The organism is Paenarthrobacter sp. 2TAF44 (genome assembly GCF_052114885.1).
Classification (GTDB): Bacteria; Actinomycetota; Actinomycetes; order Actinomycetales; family Micrococcaceae; genus Arthrobacter.
Genome location: NZ_JBFRFP010000011.1, coordinates 42,719 through 61,256, shown reverse-complemented (window position 1 = coordinate 61,256; position 18,538 = coordinate 42,719). Strand labels below are relative to the sequence as shown.

Sequence of the window (18,538 nt, the reverse complement as noted above, 5' to 3'; positions counted from 1 at the left end):
CTCTCAGCCTTCCCTCATCGAAAGGCTCAGCGTTCCAAGCGGCTTGCGGCCGCCACTTTCCGCTTGATACGGCCCAGCATGGCGGTCATGCCGCGCATACGCAGGGGAGTGATAGCCCTGGTCAATCCCAGCAACTCCGGCATGTCATCCGGAACGTCCAGAATTTCCTGGGCAGTCAACCCATCGAGTCCTTCGTGCAGTACCCCGGCGAATCCACGCGTGGTGGGAGCCTCCGGGGGAGCTTTGAAAAACAACCGGTAGGCGCGGGGGCCTTCGGCGTCGTCCTTGTTCTTCTCGGATTCGATCGTGAGGAACAGAGGCGACTGGCACTCCACAACCTGCTCCAGCAGCTCCGGGTGGTCCTTGAGGCGCTCCGGAAGTTCGGGCAGCCCACGGGAGAACTCGAGCAGCAGTTGCAGGCGGTCAGGCTCCGTCAGTGCCTGGAAGTCATCGACGATTTCCGCCAGCGCGGCGGGCAAAGTGTTGGTACTCATCACTTCCAGCTTACGCACAACGGTGCTGATTGCATCGCTGGTTACGTTGTATCGCTAGTTACGGACCAAGGCTGCCGGTACGGAACCGCGCTCGGCGCCCTTGACGATGGGTACGCGGACCGCGTTGCCCCATTCGGTCCAGGAACCGTCGTAGTTGCGGACGGTCTCAAAGCCCAGCAGGTACTTAAGCGCGAACCAAGTGTGGCTGGACCGCTCGCCGATGCGGCAGTAGGCCACGACGTCGTCGCCCGCCGTCAGGCCGGCTTCGCCGAGGTAGAGGGCTTCCAGTTCCTCACGGGAACGGTAGGTGCCGTCCTCAGCAGCAGCGCGGGCCCACGGAATCGAAGCGGCAGTGGGGATGTGGCCACCACGCAGCGCGCCTTCTTCCGGGTACGCGGGCATGTGGGTGCGCTGGCCCGTGTACTCCTCGGGGGAGCGGACGTCGATCAGGGGGTTGCCCAGGTGAGCCAGGACGTCCTCCTTGAAGGCCCGGATGGGAGCGTCGTTGCGCTCTACTTCCGGGTAGGTGCCCGGGGCCGGCGTCGGTACATCCGTGGTCAATTCGCGGCCTTCAGCGATCCACTTGTCGCGGCCGCCGTCCAGCAGGCGTACATCTTCGTGTCCGAACAGCGTGAAGACCCAGAGGGCGTAGGCAGCCCACCAGTTGGACTTGTCACCGTAGATCACCACTGTGGTGTCGCGGGAGATGCCCTTGGATGCAGCCAAAGCGGCGAATGCGGCACCGTCGACGTAGTCGCGCGTTACTTCATCGTTCAGGTCCGTATGCCAGTCGATCTTTACGGCACCCGGAATGTGGCCGGTTTCGTACAGGAGGACGTCCTCATCGGACTCCACAACCACCAGCTTGCCGTCGGCGATGGCGCCTTCGGCAAGTGCTGCGGCAAGCCACTGAGTGGATACGAGTCGTTCAGGGTTCGCATAGGACGCGAACTTTTCGTTTTCTTCAACGGGGTAGGACATGATGATGGCCTTTCACTGACAACGGGCGGAGCCAGGCCCTGGAAGCTGCATCAGTTGCCGGCCCGGCGTGCTCCAACACTAACCATGGGCCGCGAGGAATGCTTCCCCGCTGGTCACATGGTGAAACATGGCCTTGGTCACGTCACCGTTTTCGGGCCGCCCGATGCCGGTATTCTTGCTGGGGACCCAAATACTCTAAGAACGGACCACCGTGGTACAGATCGAACAACTGGCTGCCCGCACACCGGCAGTCTCCGTGGAGGAACTCCTTAAGGGTTTCTACCCGTCTCCGCGATTCGGAGAGGTATCGTTCGATAGCTACCGCCCGGACCCTGCCCAGCCCAGCCAGGCCAATGCGGTGAAGCTGCTGTCCGCATTCGCTGACGGTGTTGGAGCCGATGACGGCATTGGCCTGTTCAAGAAGTTGTTCGCCAAGAAGGCCCCCGCCACCCGTGCTGGCATTTACCTTGACGGTGGCTTCGGCGTCGGAAAGACCCACCTTCTGGCCTCCCTTTGGCACCGGTCTCCGGGTCCCAAGGCCTTCGGTACTTTCGTTGAATACACCAACCTCGTAGGCGCGCTCTCGTTCCGCAAGACCGTGGAAGCCCTCAGCAACTACAAGCTGGTTTGCATTGACGAGTTCGAACTCGACGATCCCGGCGATACTGTGCTGATGTCCCGCCTGATGCGTGAACTGGCCGACGCTGGCGTAAAGCTGGCCGCAACCTCCAACACCTTGCCGGGTTCCTTGGGTGAAGGACGCTTCGCAGCCGTGGACTTCCAACGGGAAATCCAGGTCCTTGCCGATCAGTTTGATGTTGTCAGGATTGACGGCGAAGACTTCCGCCACCGTGGCCTGCCCGCAGCTCCGTCACCGTTGAAGACTGAAGAGCTCAAGCACCGCATGCATGCCGAGTTCGACGGACAAACAGTTGCCGTGGATGACTTCGGCACTCTCGTGCACCACCTCGCCGGCGTTCACCCCAGCCGCTACCGCCAGCTGATCTCAGGCATCGAAGCCGTGGTGTGGCGCGACGTCGAGACGATTACCGAGCAGGCAGTAGCGCTGCGCTTCGTAGTCCTCGCGGACCGGCTCTACGACAAAGATGTGCCGATTCTTGCCAGCGGCGTCCCCTTCGACAAACTCTTCACCGAAGAGATGATGACGGGCGGCTACATGAAGAAGTACTTCCGTGCCGTGTCCCGGCTTACGGCTCTTGCCCGTGAGGGGCAGAACCACGAACCTGCCTGATTCGGTTCCGGCTTTACTTGTGTGAAGGCATAAGCGGTTCCCGGTCTTTCAGTAACCAGCGGACCAGGATGCCTCCCGCCAATGCCCAGAAGGCGGCACCTACTCCGGCGAAGCTGATCCCTGAGGCGGCAAGCAGGAAAGTGATGCACGCCGGTACGCGTTCTTCGGCGACTGCCAATGCGGAAGAAATGGCTGAGGCCAAGGTGCCCAGCAAGGCCAGCCCTGCCACTGCTTCAAGCAAACCCGCCGGTGCAGCAGCCACCACTGTGACAAGGGCTGCGGAGAACGCTGCCAATATCAGGTAGGCCAGCCCCGCAACGAACGCGGCGATCCAGCGCCTGCCGTGATCTTTCCCCGCTTCCTCGCCCGCGGCCAAGGCGGCACTCAAAGCAGCAAGGTTGATGGCGTGGCCTCCGAACGGAGCGCCCGCGATGGTTCCGGCTCCGGTTACCACCATCGATGCCCGCCAGGGTGTTGTGAAGCCAAAGGATTTAAGCACGGCGACGCCGGGAATGTTCTGCGATGCCATCGTGACAATGAACAGAGGCAAGGCAAGCCCCACTGCTCCCTCCACAGTAAATGTTGGAGTAGTCCATTCGAGCCGCGGCAACAGGTCGTCCCCGGGAATCTGAACGCCGTTCGTCACGATATGGATGCCGATAACGGCCAGGGCGACCAACAGTGAGGCGGGGACTGCCCAGCGGGCCGCGAACTTCATCATGACCAACCAGCAAAGGGCCACCGGGCCAACCAGCAAGGGCGCCTCACCCAGGGATTTGAAGGGTGCCAGGCATAGGGGGAGCAGCACGCCCGCCAGCATCGCCTGCGCAAGCGCTGTGGGTATCTTCGCCATGAGGTTTCCCAGGCTGGGCAGTAACCCTGTCAGGACGATCAGCACCCCGACGACGACGAACGCACCCACCGCCGCCGGCCAGCCGCCGTCGACCATTCCTGCCGAGGCGAGGAGCGCCGCACCTGGGGTGGACCAGGCCAACGTGACAGGCATTTTCGACCTCCACGCCAGCCATAAGATGCCCAGGCCGAACGTCAGCGTGAGGGCCAGGAGGCCGCTGGAGGCTTGCGTCTGGTTGGCTCCCACAGCCCGGAGTCCGGCAAGGACCACAGCGAAGGAGGACGTGAAACCGACCAGGGCGGTGACGATGCCTGCCGTGATGGGTGGCCCCAACGTGTCCTGGCGGGAGGGGCGCTGGACTGCGGAAGAGACTGATGGCATAAGGACCAAAATACCGGACAGGAAGCTGGTTACTTGTTAAACGCCAAGGGCACCGGTGGCGCCTCTCGGCGGGACCGGTGCCCCCTTGACGTATCTGGTACGGCGGGCTCAGGCAGCTACAGCTGCTTAGGCTCATCCGCGACGGGAGCCTGTGCGGCGTCACCGTCTGTTGTAGCCACGAAGTCGGAAGCGGCATTCTGAACCGCGTCAACCTGACCTGCGAACTTGCCGCCTGTCTTTTCGTCGACGAAGTCTCCGGCCTTTTCGATGCCATTCTGGATGGCTTCTTCGTTGCCCTGAATGAGACCCTGAGCCTTACCCTTCAGGTCGTCAATTAAACCCACGGGCACCTCCCTTCCTTCGCGGAGCCAGTTCGCTCCTCCGCGTCCGACCCTAACACCACATTCAGGGTGTGCCAAGGATTCCAGACGCGCTACGCCAAGGGCTTACTGAGCTCAAGGTGGCGCGGGCTGTCCGGATTCATGAGCGAGTGCTTACGGCCGTAGGAGAAATAGATGACCAAGCCAACAATGAGCCAGACGACAAAACGCAGCCAGGTTTCCCAGTGCAACTGGGACATCAGGAACGCGGAGGCCAGCACGCCGAACGCAGGAACAACCGGCATCCAGGGCAAACGGAACGTGCGGGGGGCCTCGGGCCGCTTGTAGCGGAAGACGATGACGGAAATGCAAACCACAACGAATGCTGCCAGAATGCCGATGTTGGTGAGGTCTGCCACTTCCTTGATCGGGAAAACGCCAGCCAGGAACGCTGAGGCGATGCCCGCGATCCACGTCACGCGCTGCGGTGTGCCGTGACGGTCCGTACGGGCGAACCAGCCCGGCAGCAGGCCGTCGCGGCTCATGGAGAACCATACGCGGGTGACGCCCAGGAGGAAGGTCAGCATGACCGTCAGGATGGACAGGACAGCGAAAACCGAAATGATGGTGGCGATGACAGGCAGACCCACCCCAGTGAACGCCGATGCGAAGCCAGCCTTGGGATCGATGTCCTTGTAGTTCTGCATGCCGGTGAGGACGAGCGTAGCCGCGACATACAGCAGCATGGCGATGATCAGGGACAGGACGATCGCCTTGGGCATGTGCTTCTTGCCGTCCTTGGCTTCTTCCGCGGCTGTACTCATGGCGTCGTAACCAAAGACAGCGAAGAACACCGTGGCTGCACCGGAGAAGACCGGGCCGAAGCCGCTAGGCATGAACGGATTGAAGTTCTCAGTGTTGATGTAGAAAGTGCCCAACCCGATGATGAACAGGATCAGCACCACTTTGATGGCGACAGCCACCAACTCGAAGCGCCCGAAAGCCTTGGTTCCCCTGCTCAGGATCCAGGTCACCAAGAGGCAGACCAGGATCGCCGGAAGGTTGATGATGCCGCCCTTGCCTTCATCCGCTGTGGATGTCATCCACGTGGGCATGTGGATTCCGATGCCGGACAAGAAGGCATCGAAGTAGCCGGAGATGCCGATTGCCACAACGGCAACAATGGCAATGTATTCAAGCAGGAGATCCCAGCCAATAAACCAGCCGATGATCTCGCCCAAAGCCACATAGCCATAGGTGTAGGCGGAGCCTGCCCTGGGGATCATGCCGGCAAATTCGGCATAGGACAGAGCGGCGGCTCCGGAAGCGAGTCCGGCAATAAGGAACGAGACGAGCACTGCAGGGCCAACGCCCGGGTTGTTTGCGTCGCCGTGGGCTACAAGGCCGGCCAGCGAGAAGATGCCGACGCCGATAATGCCGCCGACGCCGATGGCCGTCAGTTGCCAGAGGCCAAGACTCTTGAAGAGTCCACTGTGCTTGCTTTCTTCCTCGATGTCGTCGATGGGCTTGCGCCTCATGACGGATTGGGAAGCCGTCTGTTGATTCATGGGGTACTCCTGCCAGTTGGCGTGGAACGGTGATGAGCTCGCATTACATTCTGCGAGACGAATCACATTAGATAAAGCGACTTTTTCTTAGGTGTATCAGTTACTTCAAATAATGAATGGCATTTGGCTCCGCGTGTGCGCATAAAGGCTCAGTGTGGGCATAAAAAAAGCAGCTCCGAGGAGCTGCCTTTTTTCGTTGGAGCGGACGACGAGATTCGAACTCGCGACATCCACCTTGGCAAGGTGGTGCTCTACCAGCTGAGCTACGTCCGCACATGTTGTCTGCCCGGCAGATGCCTGGCCTTCAACAACAAACAAGTTGCCTTGTTCTGGTGGGCGATACTGGGATCGAACCAGTGACCTCTTCCGTGTCAGGGAAGCGCGCTACCGCTGCGCCAATCGCCCGTTTCCGGGTCCTCATGAAGGAATCCGTTCCTCATGAAAGAGAGCGGACGACGAGATTCGAACTCGCGACATCCACCTTGGCAAGGTGGTGCTCTACCAGCTGAGCTACGTCCGCACATGTTGTCTGCCTGGCACATGCCTGGCCTTCAACAACAAACAAGTTGCCTTGTTCTGGTGGGCGATACTGGGATCGAACCAGTGACCTCTTCCGTGTCAGGGAAGCGCGCTACCGCTGCGCCAATCGCCCATGCATCCAGCCGTGGCTGGAAGACATGGTTTTCACCGAGGTGGGTACGGGATTCGAACCCGTGTATACGGCTTTGCAGGCCGCTGCCTCGCCTCTCGGCCAACCCACCGTGTAAGCAGATTCCGAGGAATTCTTGCCTTGACAGTGCCTTGCGAGCGGACGACGAGATTCGAACTCGCGACATCCACCTTGGCAAGGTGGTGCTCTACCAGCTGAGCTACGTCCGCAGTGCCGTTACGCCGGCCTGCCCAGTAGGCATTCCGTCGCTTTCCGACGAGTAAAAACTCTATAGGAGGTTGCTTGAAACTCCAAATCGGTTGGTTGCTTTGGCTTCTTAACGGCCTTGGATCGTTGAATTTACGGGGCTGGCGGGGAGTTTCATGGTTGTAATTCCCTCGTTGTGATTCGGACGTTTGAGCGCGTTTTGCAATCCAGCCAGGGTGGGCTAGTCTTCTGTATGCATCAGCGAGTTGATGCACGTTCTACCCGGGCGATTGGCGCAGTGGTAGCGCGCTTCGTTCACACCGAAGAGGTCACTGGTTCGAACCCAGTATCGCCCACCAAGAGAAACCCCCGGATTTCCGGGGGTTTTTTGCGTTGTACCCCCAGGGCGTCGCATCGATCGCTATCGCGAAGAAGCTCCGTATGTGACTGCGCTCACTGCTACATTGTTTCCGATGGGGGGTGCAAAGGGTGCTTCCTGCACGCCGAGGAGTTCCCGTATGAGCCTTCAGATTCCGCGCCCGGGCGACCTACCCGCAGCGACAGCAGACGAGGACCCGAAGAAGAACCGCAAAGCCCGTACTTCCATTGGCATCGGCCTCATTGCTGTCGCCGTGATCAGTGCGGCGGCAATGATTTGGCTGTATTCGTTGTATGGGGCTGGGCTGGCAACCCTCACCGAGAGCGATAGGTCTGAACACGCAGTCTTCGTAACCCTCAACATCTTTTACTTCATGGCGTTGGCTGCAGTTGGTATTTGGAATATCGCTGCCAGGCGTAGCACGTCCAAACTGCCGCTCATTGCTGCGCTTGTGTTGTCGTGCCTCGCGCTGACGTTCACCGTGATCAATGTCTTTGACTTCGCGACGACCAGCGGCAGGATTCCGAGTCTTTTTATGTTGTTCCTGAATGTGGGTATCTGCGTTCAGACGATCAGGCTCTTGCTCGTGAAGCCGCAGCTGGACAAGTCCTCTTCGTAGATGCAGTCGAAGCCGCCATTGTCACCCCGGATGAGGTCGAACTTGTCCAGGAGCACGGATTCCACGCATCAGCCTATGCAGCGAACAGTTGCGTCACGGCTACCTCCGCGAAGTACTGCGCGACGTCGTAAATAGTTGCAGTCTGCCAACCGGGAAGGGTAGCGGAGGGCGACTGGCAGGTCTGGCTCAGACGTCCCTTCAGGTGCTGTAGGGATCCGGGGATGTGAGTTCCTGGGGGCTGAGTTTCAGCGCGAGCTCACGCAGTTGGCGGGGCCGGAAGGGCTTGATCAGGTATGCCGTGGCGCCGGAGGCAATGCCATGGAGTTCATCGTCCCGTTCAGCGAAAGCTGTGATCATCAATATCGGGGCCTGGGAAACCGCGGAAATCAGGCGGGCGGCTTCGCGACCGTCCATGTCGGGCAGTCCCAGATCAAGGGTGATCAGTACCGGGTTCAGCCGTTCGACTGCGGTCATGCCTTCATGTGCTGTTTCGCAGGGATGGACGTCGAAGCCGGCACCCGTGAGGATCAGTGCGATGAGGTCGCGGATGTCAGCATTGTCTTCGATGACGACGCAGGTTCTCTTTGAATTCACGTGGGCCCCTTTCGCGACAAGCTTACGGGCGGGATTGGTCGTCGTAGCAGAGATGTGCAGGATCTCTTTTGTGCCGCGGGCGGCCATCTTTGACTTCAGCCCACGGGGCGCCGTTGAGGGGGAAGTTGCCACATCCGCGACCGGTCCTCAGGAAATGCGAACCTTAGTGAGCTGATGAGGCGTTTGATCGTGACGAATTCCTGGGATCGGACGTACTGCTGCGCTTCATCCGCCGACACAAAAGTGCGGGCGTAGCTGGACTGGTGAGCGGCATTACCCAGTCCCAGCTGGTCGCCGAAGCGGAGGACGGACCGAGGTCCCACCGTTGCTCCAAACGGACTGTCGCAGACTTGGTCGGCGGTCGTTTGAGCCACGAGCCCGAAGGAACCCCTGGGTTCTGCCTCCGCCGTCAATCCAAAGGAGAATGCAGCTGCCAGGGTCGGATCCAGGAGTTCGGCGCCCGTTGAAATTTCCGAATGTTGGAGCTGGACAATGGGCGGCGGCAGGAGCGGGCACGAAACGGCATCGGCCAACGGACCGAAGTACAGATTGGCGACAGGCAGCGAGTCTTGGTCCAATACGGTTACGTGCAGTCCCGGGTACTCGGCCGAGGGCTCGTGGCGCTGAACACTCCATGTAGCGGGTAGGTCGATGCTGGCCTCGGCCGCGGTGTCGGTGTCGGCCCACGGATTGACCAAGACGGCGGTGCGCCATTTTGCTGGTGAGGCTTCGTGGGTTGCGGCTCCGGAATTGCCGCTGGCTATTGGTCGGCCAGCATCGCCGTCGTTGCCCGTCTGCTTTGTCGCCGACGATAGGACGGCAGGGATCGCTAAGGCAATGAGGGCTGACAGGGCGAAGATAAGGATGGTCTGGTTAATCCTTCTCCGACTGGATCTAGGCCGACGCCAGGACGGTGCTAAACCGATCCCGAGTGTTTCGACGTCATCGACGGTGCCTGGCGGAATCGTGTTGACGGGAAGGACTGCAACGTCGATGGATGGAGCTGCGTTGGATATTTGCAGCTCAAGGGGTTTCATGGGCGCTGTCCTCCATAGAGAATCCGAGATTCTTGGCCCGGTCTTCCGCGTGTCCATAAGCCCTGTCCAGAAGCGCTCCCGCATGAGAGATGGAACAGCCCAGATAGTCTGCAAGTTCACCCATGCTGAGTTGGTCCCAGTAAATGAGCCTCAGTACTTCGCGCTCCACAGGGTGTAGTGCCGCGATGATCCCGGCCATGGACACCTGTTCGGCGACTGCTTTGTCATTGTCTCGAATTGCAATTGCTGCGGACCGGGCGGATGCGGCAAGCAGGGCTCCGAAGGGGATTTCTATTCCGGCTTGTGCCTGGCTCACGGCCCAGCGGAAAGTGTCTGTCGTAAGCACTTGGGCATAATCCATATCGCCTATCCGGCGGGCGAGGAAGATGGCCAGCCGCTGATAGTCCGTTGCACTGGGCATCGTCATCGCTCCTACTTCGGCTCGATGATGCGCACCGAAGTCAGCATCCGCTTGAACGTCAGGTATTCATCGGTCCCCATGTATGCCCGGGCATCGTCAATTGAGGCAAACCTGGGGGTTAGTGATGTTGTCGAGCTCGACAACCAGCCGGCGGCCAGGCCATTGAATTGGAAGTGGTCGGAAACGATCAGCATGGTGCCGGCCGGGAAGGATTCCACGTGGTGGTATTCAGTGCAGGAATCGACTGCATTCCCTGGTGGCAGCGAGGTGATTCCGAGGGATGGCTTCAATGTCGATCCGTCCACAACCCGGTAAACGAACCGTGGCGACGCCGTTCCGGGCGTAGCAGCGTTGGCGGGTACATCCACCGGGGTGCTATCCAGTTCCACATAGTTCTCCGGAGAGGCGACACAGGCGTGGGGGTCGCGCTGCGGCAGCGCCTTTCCGTAGTAGATCTGGGCAAGGACATCCTGCGTCGGAGTGTCCCTGACGATCTTGATGGAAAGGGAGTCGTAGCCTTCGTTCGGGACGTCGCTGCTTGTCGTAAATCCGGGCGCAATATCCAATTGAATCTGAGGACCCTTATCAGAGCCAGCCTGTGTAGTGGATAGGCGCACCACCCGCCACCCCTCCGATCCAATCTCGGTGGTGCTGCTGACACTTGGTGATGGGCTGACTGCCGGTGGTGTGGGCTGCAGCGGGGCCAGCAGTTGGACCAGGGCGATGGTGGCTATTACCAGGACGGTCAACGCGGCCATGGCCACGGCAAGAGCGAAGGACCTGCGAGAGTATCTGCTCCGGGGAAGGGCTTTTCTGTTTTGTCCAACAAAGTCCGAACCGCTGGCTTGTAGGCCGGGCGCACCATCGAGTGCGGCACGCAGCTCTGCCCGGGGGTCAAGCCGCGGCGCGTTCGGGGGGCGCACGGGATTGGCTGATTCCAGGAGTTGGTCAATCTTGTCCATGTGAGTGATCACCCGCTTTGTCCATATGACCGGTTCGGAGTTCTGGGGGCATCGCGGCCGCGAATGCCCGCTTTGCCCTGTGAACGCGCACGCTTACGCTGTTTTCGGTGCAGCCGAGCGTAGCCGAGATCTCCGCCGTGGAGAGCCTGTCCCAGAAATGCAACATCAGGATCTCCCTGTCTCTTGGGCGGAGTTTGCCAAGCGTTTCGGCAACCGTGGCCTCCACTTCGCCATCCGATGGGGCGGCGGCGCGGACACCGTCGGCGAGTTTGAGCATCAACTCTCGCCTTCGCCGTCTGCCGCGATACTCGTTGCCTATGACGTTTCTCGCGACGCCGAACAGCCAGGCAATGTCGGTCGTGGGCTCATCCTCGGATCGCTGCCATGCAATCCGGAAAACGTCCGCCGTGAGTTCCCGGGCTACTTCCACGTCGCCAACCCGGCGGAGGACATAGTGCAGAACGCGCTCGTGCTGGGCAGCATGAAGAGAGATGAACTCGGCTTCCCGCTGCAACAACATCACGCCGCCCCCGTCCGTTTGAGGCCTTTTGTTTCCAGATACCCCTTATGTTTCCGCCATCGGCAGGATTCTTACAGCCGGGACTGGGAATTTTGGCCCATGAAAGCTTCGTGGACAAGGCGGCGAGGACATTATGAACAGCGACTTCGTCGCTATCGTCCCAGATGGAGTGTTACATGGAGACCTTGCCGGTGTTCAAGTCCTAGCAGGCCGCGTCGTGTTGTCCTGGGCACCTGGCAATGACCATCAGGCTCCGATCAGGGTAGCGTTCCGCCAGGCCACGGTTGCGGCTCCGGAGATGATCACAGGTGAGGATCCACCACGGTTCCAATTGTAAAATTTAGCTTTCTCCAGCGAGAGCCTTTGCATCCTGCGCTGCTGGGATTCGATGTCCACGATGATTCTGCGTCGATCGGCGATACTCAATTCATGGTCATTAACATTAGACTCAGCGATCGAAAGACTGCCGAGAGCGACGACCCGTTGGGACGGACGTGGTACGGCTACGATCCCTCCGTGACGCCGGAGCTTTTGTGGGAGAACAACCGCGGCGACTGGTCCCTGAATGCGGACAGGATTTCGGAGCATCGTTGGGCAGCGCTGAACTATCAGGGCCGCGTCGTGCTGGTAGCGGAACTCCTGGACCCGAATCACGAGATTCTTCCTAGCACTTCAAGGGTGCCGAAGAAGGCCCTCCTTGGCCGTGTCCTGGAAGGCGGTTCTGCCATCTACGATGCGCTCATCGGAACACAGGTGGACTATCCAGCAGGCAGCCGGAACTCGATCCTCTACACTGCAGACCCTGCCGTTGCAGGCCCAGCTGCTTCTGACTTGCTCAATGGTGGAATCGACCTGCCCGGTGCACGGGGTCAGGGAAAGCAAATGGACGCCGAGATCCGCCGGGTCATCGAGAACGCTGCCCAGGACCGGTTGATGGGGCTCTACGTCGAACAAGGATGGACGGTGACGGACACTCGACTGAACCATCCGTACGATGCACTGGCCGTCAAAGGCAATGAGCGGATCTATCTTGAGGCAAAAGGTACCCAGAGCCGTGGTGAGTCAGTCATCGTTACCCGCAACGAGGTCAATCATGCCCGCCGTCATCCGGGTTCCTGCGTGATGGGCGTCTGGTCCGGCATTCGGTTTGTAGGCGGCGAGATAGATCCCGATTCAGGAGAGTTCATCACCTTGGATTTCAGTCCGACCGATGAGCAATTAAGTCCCCGCGACTTTGACTGGACCTTGCCCGAAACTGCTACCTGAGCATGGGCGGCGACTGATAGCGCCGGAGCTGAGTCTGTGGCCTTGGTGAATCAACTACCGGAACCCCCAAAATGGGGATCGCATGGAAAATTGGCCATGCCCGCGGAGCTGCCCTTCCACGTTGGCCATTATTCGTCGAACAGAATCTTGGTCCATTCCACACTCTCGCGCCAGCCGTCCAAACCAAAGGACCACGAAGCGATAAGGGCATGGGCGGCGCGCATGTCGTCCACTACCGTGCCGAAGTGCTGGCTCGGGCTCCTTCACGGAATTCGACGACGTAGGTTCCGTCATCGTTGCGGGTTGACTGTATGAAGGTCTGACCGCTGGGATCAGCCAGTAGCTCCACGATCAGGAATGCCTCTTCACCCTGCTCGATGTCCTCCATGAACATGAACAAGGCATCCTCGGAAGGATCCTCCCATGTCTGGCCGGACTCGTTAGTGGACTTTAGTAGCGGCATCGCAGCCCAACCGTTCTCTTGTGGCGGGCAGTCATCCGCGCCCCTTTGCAAAGGGAAGGCAAGGACGGATCGTTCCCCATGGCCTGAGTCTCGAGTCAATTTCAGGCGAGCCCGCGGCTGATTGTCCTCTTGGCCAGTGCCTCGTTGGCGGCATCCCTGACGAACCAGGACTCGTCATCAAGCAGTGATTCGATAAGCTCGGTGGTTGCTCGGCGGTGGCGGGTGACTGCGGCCCGGACGGTGTCGTCTTCGTCCAGGGCGAGTTTTTGCAGGAGATCAATGTTGATCTTTCTTTTTGTCGCCACGAAGGAGCGGACGCGCACGTCGGGATCTGACGCGAGTAGTTCAAGGATTTCCAGTGGCACCGTTTTGTTGTGGGCGACCCAGAAGCGCATGTCAGGGTACTTGTCGATGACGTCCAGCCATACCGAAACGTCAGCCTCTTCATGAGCTGCCCGGTGATACTCCGCGGCGTCTTCGCTCGAGCGCAGTCTCACGAACTCTTCGGCTGATTGAATCATGTTCCGACGCTCTTGATCTTGTTCCTGGAAGCCATCCGCAGGACCGGCTGTTCGAAGCCGTCCAGGTTGCTAGCCCAGAGGTCTTCTTCCCGGTATGTCACGAAGCGGAAAGACGCAGAGGGATTCTCCTCGTCGTGGCCGTAGTCGACGTGGATCCAGACATCGATGGGATTGTCCGTGAGCTCAGCAGCTGCGGCGATGACCAGGTGGCCCAGCAGGATGCCCTGGGTCAAACAACCAGCCGCCCAGTCGCTGGTCCCAGCGAACTCCGGCCAAGCTGGCGAATCATTGGCACCGTCGATAAGCCAGTCCAGAGGGAGCTTGTTGATGTAGCCCTCAAAGCCGGTGGGGCCGCCGAAGTCACCCTCGCTGTTCTGGCGGATGTTGTGTAGTTGGGAGACAAAGAACAGGCACCCGTCTCGGATTGTCAGGCCCTTGTCGAGTTCAGCTTGGATTCCGGGTTCCAGGTGGCTGGTCTCCAGAAGAAGCTGTGCCATGCCGCGAAGGGGCCGCATCGCCTCATTCATCGTCTCGGTAATCACAAAGCAATCCTGTCATGAACCATTGAGACTCATTCGGCCGCAATCTCGAGACAACCGAGTGAGGGTTCGGTCGTGTCGCGATGAGTAACTCTGTAGCGCTGGCGTGGTGGATCTATTCCGGTGAGTCTGTTGGCAGAATGGGCTTATGTGCGGCGGATACGTGATGTCCAAGGCAACCAGTGATCTTCTGAGCTACTTCGAGGCCAAGGAAGTCGAAGGCACTCCTCCGCGTCCGAGCTGGAATGTGGCGCCAACACAGGATGTGCCGATCATCGCTGAGCGCCTTGACGAGGGGCACGATCGATCGACACTTGTTGATCGCCCGGTGGGCCTTGTTCCGTCGTGGGCGAAGGACATCAAGATCGGCTCCAAGCTGATCAATGCCCGGAGCGAGACCATTTTGGAGAAGCCCTCGTTCCGCAACGCGGCAGTGAAGCGCCGTGCCATATCCGGCCGAGGGTTACTACGAATGGCAGAAGACCGAGGATGGCAAGAAGACTCCCAATTACTTGTTCTCGGAGCAGGAGCCGTTGCTAGGCTTCGCGGGTCTGTACGAGTTCTGGCCGGACCCGGAGCTGGAAGAGGATGATCCAAACCGTTGGCTGCTCAGCTGCACGGTGCTCACCACAACGACGCAGGACGCTCTGGGGCATGTCCACGACAGGTCGCCCGTTATTGTTCCCCGCGACAGGTTCGCTGAGTGGTTGGATCCGAACCTCACTGATAAAGCCGATTGTCCAGCACTTGCTCAAGTCGCTGCCCGAGCCGACGTTGACGCCACGGATAGTCAGCCCGCGTGTGAACAGTGTGCGCCACAACGGACCTGAACTGATCGAGCCAGCCTCGGTGGCTTCCGGCGACGAGCAGCTTGGCCGCCCGGGTGAATAAGTCGAAGAGCCTATTTCGTCCTTGCGCGTTATATTCATTGGCGCTTTTCGCGTCAGGATTGCAAGTCGGAACGCACTGTAGCCGTAGGGGGAATTGTAGCCGTGGAGGAGGTCGCTTCTAACGTAAATTAAAAGGCCGCAGTTCACGCTTATTTGCTTCAAAACCAGCTATTCCGCGAGGTACTGTCTGAGGGTGGCTACGAAAACAATAATCACCTTGCACGACGATCTGGATGGAACTGAAGCCCACCAGACAGTTTCCTTTTCCGTTGAGGGCACTTCGTACGAAATCGACCTCAACGATGTACATGCACAGCAGCTACATTCAGCGCTTGCTCCGTGCGCTGCAGCTGCCCGAGTCGTGAAACAGGCCCGGAAGCCACGCTCTCCACAACCAGAGAATGAGAAGGTGCGGGCTTGGGTCAAAGAGAACGGCATCCATGTTGCCTCTCGGGGAGCCGTTAGCCGCAAAGTCGTGGAGCTATTTATGAGCAGGAGCTAGCGGCTGGCCTCCGGATTGCTTCGTCCCGGCAAAAGGCTCATCTTGCGTACTTTGCTTGAGCGCCAGGGCGCTGCAGACCAATCATGACGGCCCTGAGATCCAAGCGACGAGGGCTAGGACAACGCCCGGGACAATCCAGGCCCCGAACATGGCGCCCAGCACCTTGACGTTCCCGACGCCATCGTTTTTTCTCCTTGTGGTTTTGTCGCAGTTGGCTGGCTTCTCTTGCAATGTCCACCAAGGGCGATGATCAAAGGGCCAGAGAGCTCCACACCCAGCGACCGGTCACAAGGGCAGTAAGAAGACCAATGATTATCAGTGCACCACCCAGCGCCATGAAGCAGATCGCCCCGATCCTAAGCGTTTGCCGATTCCTACTCGCATATGCGGGCTTTTGTTCGTCTCGGAGTGTCCAATGCCAGTTTGCACCCCATCTTGCAAGCGTGGTGGATATGGCATACCCCACAAGGCCCATGACGATAAGCGTTGCTCCCATCAGAATCGCGCCGATCATTGGTTGCTCCTTTTCCGGGCGGATCGTTGTTGGCGATACCAAAGGACGACATAGGCGATGACATTGGCTGCAGCAAAACCGAGAGTGATAACGACAAGCACAATCTTCCACGTCACCCAGAAGGGTTCGTGTACGTCGGTAAACAACGCCGAGATCCCTGTTAGAGCAAACAAAATGGCCAGTGGAGTGGGAAACTTGCCGATAGGTATCAGGCGTTTTGATTTTCCGCTCAAAGTCAAGGCTCCTTTCGTTTGCAGTTTCAGTTGGCGGTTTCGTTTTGTGTCTTCGCGAGGCTACCGACGGGTGGTAAACGCACCGTCATGGCATTCGGTCGTCATATCGAACCGGGTAGCCAAGCTCCTCTGCGGCTTCAAGCACGATATGTGGTGTTCGGGCAAGAAACGTCCAGGGCATGTTCTCATCTGCGAGGAACTCCACCTGCGCCGGCGTTATGAGGTTCAAACGGCCCAGGTACACCTCACGGATGGCGGACCGTTCAACACGTCATGGCCCGGCAAAGTGCGCTAGCCAACGAAACCTCATCCGGAATTCAATGTGTGAGTCATCCAGGATCAGCAGCACCCAAGGACCCAGGATCCTTATCAATTTCCCGGGTCTCTCCAGGCCGCCTTTGAACATGTACGTCATTTGACCACCTTGATCGAAGCCAGGTTATTGGCCACTGTTCCTGTGTCTTCTTCTATAAATCCAAGCATTCCGGGCTACCTCGACGAGAACGAAAACCGTCACAATCGTTCCTACCACCTGATACAAGGCCTCCAGCGGCCCCAAACAAAGGACCCGCATCAAATTTGGCGCGTAAAGCTGGTTAGTGACCATCTCCGTCCGCTGATCTCGTTTCCGGCGGTTCAGGCTCTTCGCGTTCCAGGGGAAGACCTGCTGCGTGTCGCCGACGGTCCTCCCTTGCCTCCGCGTTGACTCGCCGTAGTCCCCGTGCGCCCTTGACCACGAACAGAGCCGCCGCAAGCAAGAGCAGGCCCACTAAGGCGATGGACCAATATGTGGAGGCGTCATTGATTTTTGGCTGTGTGACCCAGAAGAAGATGATCGTGATCAGCATGATGACGTTGGCGATGTTGTAAGGACCGAACATCGAGAGGACAGCGTTCCAAGTCGCTTTGCTCGAAAGGTTCCTCACGCGAGCTCCTTTCTTGTCAGAAGACCTCGTCGTCGCTGCTGCGCGTAACTGATGGTGCTCGTTTAGGCTACTGCGCTCTGGACTTGCGGCCCATCCAAAGGATGGCTCCCACGCAGACAGCCAATAGAGCGACGAAGATGATACGAACGCTTAGCTGTTCAGATAGGAACACCATTGCAATGCTTATTAGACCCAACGCGCCGAAAGTGAGCATCAACCCCTTCATTGTGTATATCCTTTGATTTAGTTGGTCGGACCTGAAAGTACTGTGCCGACGAGGCCAAGGACCTATGCGACGCTCGCGAACACAAAAAGAGTTGTCCCACTGACCAAGGGTCTCAGTGCTTGGCGTCATCGGTCTGCTGAGCGGGCCTAGGGTCAGACTCGAAAAGAAGCATTGGGATCAGGTTGGCAATCAACAGCAGGAGCATGCCGCTGATGCCAAAAACTCGGGGAGTGCCTATGGTAAAAGCCGCGAAAATACCTGAACCAAAAAGGGCCGCAACGAAGACCACCCATTTCCACAGCTTGGTACTAAGCACCTGCGGTGAGCGCTGTTTTCTACCTAGCTGCCAAGCGCGTACAAGCGTGTAAATCGCCATTAACGAAAAACCAAGCCAGAGGGCGTCCAGAGGACCGGCGCCAGGTTGGAGCGCCGCGACCACAATCAGAGCCAGACTACACAGCGACAGTACGGACGTTACAACTGATGCCAGGAGACGCTGGTTCCAGAACATACTCGTCCTCTCTGATCCGTATTTATACATCACCCAAAGCACGCAACGCCAGAGAAAATCCTGGCCTTCTCCGCGAACGGTCGCGTTGTCGGGCAGGCCGCCCGCGGACATAGAAGAAGCCCGCCGATGGGGGATCGACGGGCTTCCGCCCCAACGGTATGGGTGCGGATTACCAACATCAACTTGAACAAATGGCCAGCGATCGCCTGTTCTGGCCTGTGCGGACTCGCGCTGGATCAGTTGCTGAAAGTACGGGGCGGTGCCTACGGCTGCGGATCCCGGCTCTCGCTTGTCCGGATGACGAGTACTTTGAAGCCCTCGGGAATCAGTGCCTCGGCGGCTGCTTTGGCTTCGTCATATGTCTGGCCTCCGGCACTGACATGGTCCGGCGTGCCATCGGGGGCTTCTACGGTCAGGGTTACTATCGCGTTCACATTTTAGGTGGTTCCTGAGTGGCTTCGGGTGTGCCCACGAGACAGTGCTTATTTGGCGGGACACCGCCAAATAAGCAGGATGTAGTTCGGCGGTGTCCCTGTGGCCGACCGGGTGTACGCCATTTTTCCACCTCGGTCTGTGTTGCCTGATCCCAACAAGAAATTAGCCAGCTGCCACGCTTGTGTGTTGCTCAGACAAGCGAATTCGTAATGCAGTATTGCCACCTGATTGCAGCTGCGTTGGCCTTCTTAACTGGCATCCACGATTTTTCGTGA

Annotated in this window: 23 protein-coding genes and 7 tRNA genes; 7 read left to right on the top strand and 23 right to left on the bottom strand. The window is 58.9% G+C overall.

Features of this window, described 5'->3' with window-relative positions; genetic code table 11:
* Positions 1-26 precede the first annotated feature (26 nt).
* Positions 27-494, bottom strand: coding sequence for a SufE family protein (locus tag AB4Z15_RS12340; RefSeq protein WP_442006526.1), 468 nt, complete (start codon positions 492-494; stop codon positions 27-29).
* A gap of 54 nt (positions 495-548) precedes the next feature.
* Complete coding sequence (locus tag AB4Z15_RS12335; RefSeq protein ID WP_442006527.1) at positions 549-1,475, bottom strand: sulfurtransferase; 927 nt, start codon at positions 1,473-1,475, stop codon at positions 549-551.
* Positions 1,476-1,686: 211 nt separating this feature from the next.
* On the opposite strand from AB4Z15_RS12335, the gene zapE reads away from it, so the two are divergent.
* Entirely contained in the window at positions 1,687-2,727 is a 1,041-nt protein-coding gene (gene zapE / locus AB4Z15_RS12330) for a cell division protein ZapE (RefSeq protein WP_442017507.1), read from the top strand.
* 13 nt (positions 2,728-2,740) lie between these two features.
* On the opposite strand, the gene AB4Z15_RS12325 is transcribed toward zapE, so the two are convergent.
* The 9 genes from AB4Z15_RS12325 to AB4Z15_RS12285 form a co-directional block, all read right to left on the bottom strand.
* Entirely contained in the window at positions 2,741-3,961 is a 1,221-nt protein-coding gene (locus tag AB4Z15_RS12325) for a benzoate/H(+) symporter BenE family transporter (RefSeq protein ID WP_442017506.1), read from the bottom strand.
* Between the two features lie 116 nt (positions 3,962-4,077).
* Positions 4,078-4,311, bottom strand: coding sequence for an antitoxin (locus AB4Z15_RS12320; protein WP_442006530.1), 234 nt, complete (start codon positions 4,309-4,311; stop codon positions 4,078-4,080).
* Positions 4,312-4,394: 83 nt separating this feature from the next.
* Complete coding sequence (locus tag AB4Z15_RS12315) at positions 4,395-5,849, bottom strand: amino acid permease (RefSeq protein ID WP_442006531.1); 1,455 nt, start codon at positions 5,847-5,849, stop codon at positions 4,395-4,397.
* A gap of 197 nt (positions 5,850-6,046) precedes the next feature.
* Positions 6,047-6,122: transfer RNA gene (locus AB4Z15_RS12310), tRNA-Gly, on the bottom strand.
* A 57-nt stretch (positions 6,123-6,179) separates the two neighbouring features.
* Positions 6,180-6,254 (bottom strand) — tRNA-Val (locus AB4Z15_RS12305).
* 42 nt (positions 6,255-6,296) lie between these two features.
* Positions 6,297-6,369, bottom strand: a tRNA-Gly gene (locus tag AB4Z15_RS12300).
* 57 nt (positions 6,370-6,426) lie between these two features.
* Positions 6,427-6,501, bottom strand: a tRNA-Val gene (locus tag AB4Z15_RS12295).
* A 38-nt stretch (positions 6,502-6,539) separates the two neighbouring features.
* Positions 6,540-6,610: transfer RNA gene (locus tag AB4Z15_RS12290), tRNA-Cys, on the bottom strand.
* 45 nt (positions 6,611-6,655) lie between these two features.
* Positions 6,656-6,728 (bottom strand) — tRNA-Gly (locus AB4Z15_RS12285).
* A gap of 261 nt (positions 6,729-6,989) precedes the next feature.
* Between AB4Z15_RS12285 and AB4Z15_RS12280 the strand changes: the two genes are divergently transcribed.
* Positions 6,990-7,064 (top strand) — tRNA-Val (locus AB4Z15_RS12280).
* 159 nt (positions 7,065-7,223) lie between these two features.
* Positions 7,224-7,703, top strand: a complete 480-nt coding sequence (locus AB4Z15_RS12275) for a hypothetical protein (RefSeq protein ID WP_442017505.1) — start codon at positions 7,224-7,226, stop codon at positions 7,701-7,703.
* 198 nt (positions 7,704-7,901) lie between these two features.
* Here AB4Z15_RS12275 and AB4Z15_RS12270 read toward each other — a convergent pair whose 3' ends face one another.
* The 5 genes from AB4Z15_RS12270 to AB4Z15_RS12250 form a co-directional block, all read right to left on the bottom strand.
* Complete coding sequence (locus tag AB4Z15_RS12270; RefSeq protein WP_442017504.1) at positions 7,902-8,297, bottom strand: response regulator transcription factor; 396 nt, start codon at positions 8,295-8,297, stop codon at positions 7,902-7,904.
* A gap of 95 nt (positions 8,298-8,392) precedes the next feature.
* Positions 8,393-9,334, bottom strand: coding sequence for a hypothetical protein (locus tag AB4Z15_RS12265; protein ID WP_442017503.1), 942 nt, complete (start codon positions 9,332-9,334; stop codon positions 8,393-8,395).
* The gene (locus AB4Z15_RS12260; RefSeq protein WP_442017502.1) at positions 9,321-9,755 is read right to left on the bottom strand and encodes a sigma factor-like helix-turn-helix DNA-binding protein; all 435 of its coding nucleotides are present in this window, start codon (positions 9,753-9,755) and stop codon (positions 9,321-9,323) included. The genes AB4Z15_RS12265 and AB4Z15_RS12260 overlap by 14 nt, the downstream gene beginning before the upstream one ends.
* Before the next feature lie 11 nt (positions 9,756-9,766).
* Positions 9,767-10,717 (bottom strand): hypothetical protein, encoded by a 951-nt coding sequence (locus AB4Z15_RS12255; RefSeq protein WP_442017501.1) that lies wholly within the window; start codon positions 10,715-10,717, stop codon positions 9,767-9,769.
* The gene (locus AB4Z15_RS12250; RefSeq protein ID WP_442017622.1) at positions 10,704-11,237 is read right to left on the bottom strand and encodes an RNA polymerase sigma factor; all 534 of its coding nucleotides are present in this window, start codon (positions 11,235-11,237) and stop codon (positions 10,704-10,706) included. The genes AB4Z15_RS12255 and AB4Z15_RS12250 overlap by 14 nt, the downstream gene beginning before the upstream one ends.
* A gap of 429 nt (positions 11,238-11,666) precedes the next feature.
* On the opposite strand from AB4Z15_RS12250, the gene AB4Z15_RS12245 reads away from it, so the two are divergent.
* Positions 11,667-12,503, top strand: coding sequence for a protein NO VEIN domain-containing protein (locus tag AB4Z15_RS12245; protein ID WP_442017500.1), 837 nt, complete (start codon positions 11,667-11,669; stop codon positions 12,501-12,503).
* Between the two features lie 232 nt (positions 12,504-12,735).
* On the opposite strand, the gene AB4Z15_RS12240 is transcribed toward AB4Z15_RS12245, so the two are convergent.
* The 3 genes from AB4Z15_RS12240 to AB4Z15_RS12230 form a co-directional block, all read right to left on the bottom strand.
* Complete coding sequence (locus tag AB4Z15_RS12240) at positions 12,736-12,966, bottom strand: hypothetical protein (RefSeq protein WP_442017499.1); 231 nt, start codon at positions 12,964-12,966, stop codon at positions 12,736-12,738.
* A gap of 101 nt (positions 12,967-13,067) precedes the next feature.
* Positions 13,068-13,487, bottom strand: a complete 420-nt coding sequence (locus AB4Z15_RS12235) for a HEAT repeat domain-containing protein (RefSeq protein ID WP_442017498.1) — start codon at positions 13,485-13,487, stop codon at positions 13,068-13,070.
* The gene (locus tag AB4Z15_RS12230) at positions 13,484-14,029 is read right to left on the bottom strand and encodes a hypothetical protein (RefSeq protein ID WP_442017497.1); all 546 of its coding nucleotides are present in this window, start codon (positions 14,027-14,029) and stop codon (positions 13,484-13,486) included. Before AB4Z15_RS12230 ends, AB4Z15_RS12235 begins: the two co-directional genes overlap by 4 nt.
* Positions 14,030-14,174: 145 nt before the next feature.
* On the opposite strand from AB4Z15_RS12230, the gene AB4Z15_RS12225 reads away from it, so the two are divergent.
* The 3 genes from AB4Z15_RS12225 to AB4Z15_RS12215 all read left to right on the top strand — a co-directional run bounded on the left by AB4Z15_RS12225 (position 14,175) and on the right by AB4Z15_RS12215 (position 15,418).
* Positions 14,175-14,618 (top strand): SOS response-associated peptidase family protein, encoded by a 444-nt coding sequence (locus tag AB4Z15_RS12225; RefSeq protein WP_442017496.1) that lies wholly within the window; start codon positions 14,175-14,177, stop codon positions 14,616-14,618.
* Complete coding sequence (locus AB4Z15_RS12220) at positions 14,539-14,856, top strand: SOS response-associated peptidase family protein (protein WP_442017495.1); 318 nt, start codon at positions 14,539-14,541, stop codon at positions 14,854-14,856. The genes AB4Z15_RS12225 and AB4Z15_RS12220 overlap by 80 nt, the downstream gene beginning before the upstream one ends.
* 253 nt (positions 14,857-15,109) lie before the next feature.
* Entirely contained in the window at positions 15,110-15,418 is a 309-nt protein-coding gene (locus tag AB4Z15_RS12215) for a histone-like nucleoid-structuring protein Lsr2 (RefSeq protein WP_442017494.1), read from the top strand.
* A 510-nt stretch (positions 15,419-15,928) separates the two neighbouring features.
* Here AB4Z15_RS12215 and AB4Z15_RS12210 read toward each other — a convergent pair.
* From AB4Z15_RS12210 to AB4Z15_RS12195, 4 genes are all read right to left on the bottom strand, one after another.
* Entirely contained in the window at positions 15,929-16,165 is a 237-nt protein-coding gene (locus tag AB4Z15_RS12210) for a hypothetical protein (RefSeq protein WP_442017493.1), read from the bottom strand.
* A gap of 596 nt (positions 16,166-16,761) precedes the next feature.
* Positions 16,762-17,091 (bottom strand): hypothetical protein, encoded by a 330-nt coding sequence (locus AB4Z15_RS12205; protein ID WP_442017492.1) that lies wholly within the window; start codon positions 17,089-17,091, stop codon positions 16,762-16,764.
* Positions 17,092-17,429: 338 nt separating this feature from the next.
* Positions 17,430-17,828 carry a hypothetical protein gene (locus AB4Z15_RS12200; RefSeq protein ID WP_442017491.1) on the bottom strand — a complete coding sequence of 133 codons (399 nt, stop codon included), beginning with the start codon at positions 17,826-17,828 and terminating at the stop codon, positions 17,430-17,432.
* A 263-nt stretch (positions 17,829-18,091) separates the two neighbouring features.
* Complete coding sequence (locus tag AB4Z15_RS12195) at positions 18,092-18,262, bottom strand: hypothetical protein (protein WP_442017490.1); 171 nt, start codon at positions 18,260-18,262, stop codon at positions 18,092-18,094.
* Between the last annotated feature and the right edge of the window lie 276 nt (positions 18,263-18,538).

What these genes read in the sequence shown, in the direction of transcription:
- AB4Z15_RS12225 (WP_442017496.1), top strand. Translation starts at nt 14,175, where the DNA reads ATGTGCGGCGGATACGTGATGTCCAAGGCAACCAGTGATCTTCTGAGC.
- AB4Z15_RS12315 (WP_442006531.1), bottom strand. Translation starts at nt 5,849, where the DNA reads ATGAATCAACAGACGGCTTCCCAATCCGTCATGAGGCGCAAGCCCATC.
- AB4Z15_RS12325 (WP_442017506.1), bottom strand. Translation starts at nt 3,961, where the DNA reads ATGCCATCAGTCTCTTCCGCAGTCCAGCGCCCCTCCCGCCAGGACACG.
- AB4Z15_RS12245 (WP_442017500.1), top strand. Translation starts at nt 11,667, where the DNA reads ATGGTCATTAACATTAGACTCAGCGATCGAAAGACTGCCGAGAGCGAC.
- AB4Z15_RS12240 (WP_442017499.1), bottom strand. Translation starts at nt 12,966, where the DNA reads ATGCCGCTACTAAAGTCCACTAACGAGTCCGGCCAGACATGGGAGGAT.
- AB4Z15_RS12235 (WP_442017498.1), bottom strand. Translation starts at nt 13,487, where the DNA reads ATGATTCAATCAGCCGAAGAGTTCGTGAGACTGCGCTCGAGCGAAGAC.
- AB4Z15_RS12255 (WP_442017501.1), bottom strand. Translation starts at nt 10,717, where the DNA reads ATGGACAAGATTGACCAACTCCTGGAATCAGCCAATCCCGTGCGCCCC.
- AB4Z15_RS12260 (WP_442017502.1), bottom strand. Translation starts at nt 9,755, where the DNA reads ATGCCCAGTGCAACGGACTATCAGCGGCTGGCCATCTTCCTCGCCCGC.
- AB4Z15_RS12275 (WP_442017505.1), top strand. Translation starts at nt 7,224, where the DNA reads ATGAGCCTTCAGATTCCGCGCCCGGGCGACCTACCCGCAGCGACAGCA.
- AB4Z15_RS12200 (WP_442017491.1), bottom strand. Translation starts at nt 17,828, where the DNA reads ATGTTCTGGAACCAGCGTCTCCTGGCATCAGTTGTAACGTCCGTACTG.
- AB4Z15_RS12250 (WP_442017622.1), bottom strand. Translation starts at nt 11,237, where the DNA reads ATGTTGTTGCAGCGGGAAGCCGAGTTCATCTCTCTTCATGCTGCCCAG.
- AB4Z15_RS12335 (WP_442006527.1), bottom strand. Translation starts at nt 1,475, where the DNA reads ATGTCCTACCCCGTTGAAGAAAACGAAAAGTTCGCGTCCTATGCGAAC.
- AB4Z15_RS12265 (WP_442017503.1), bottom strand. Translation starts at nt 9,334, where the DNA reads ATGAAACCCCTTGAGCTGCAAATATCCAACGCAGCTCCATCCATCGAC.
- AB4Z15_RS12340 (WP_442006526.1), bottom strand. Translation starts at nt 494, where the DNA reads ATGAGTACCAACACTTTGCCCGCCGCGCTGGCGGAAATCGTCGATGAC.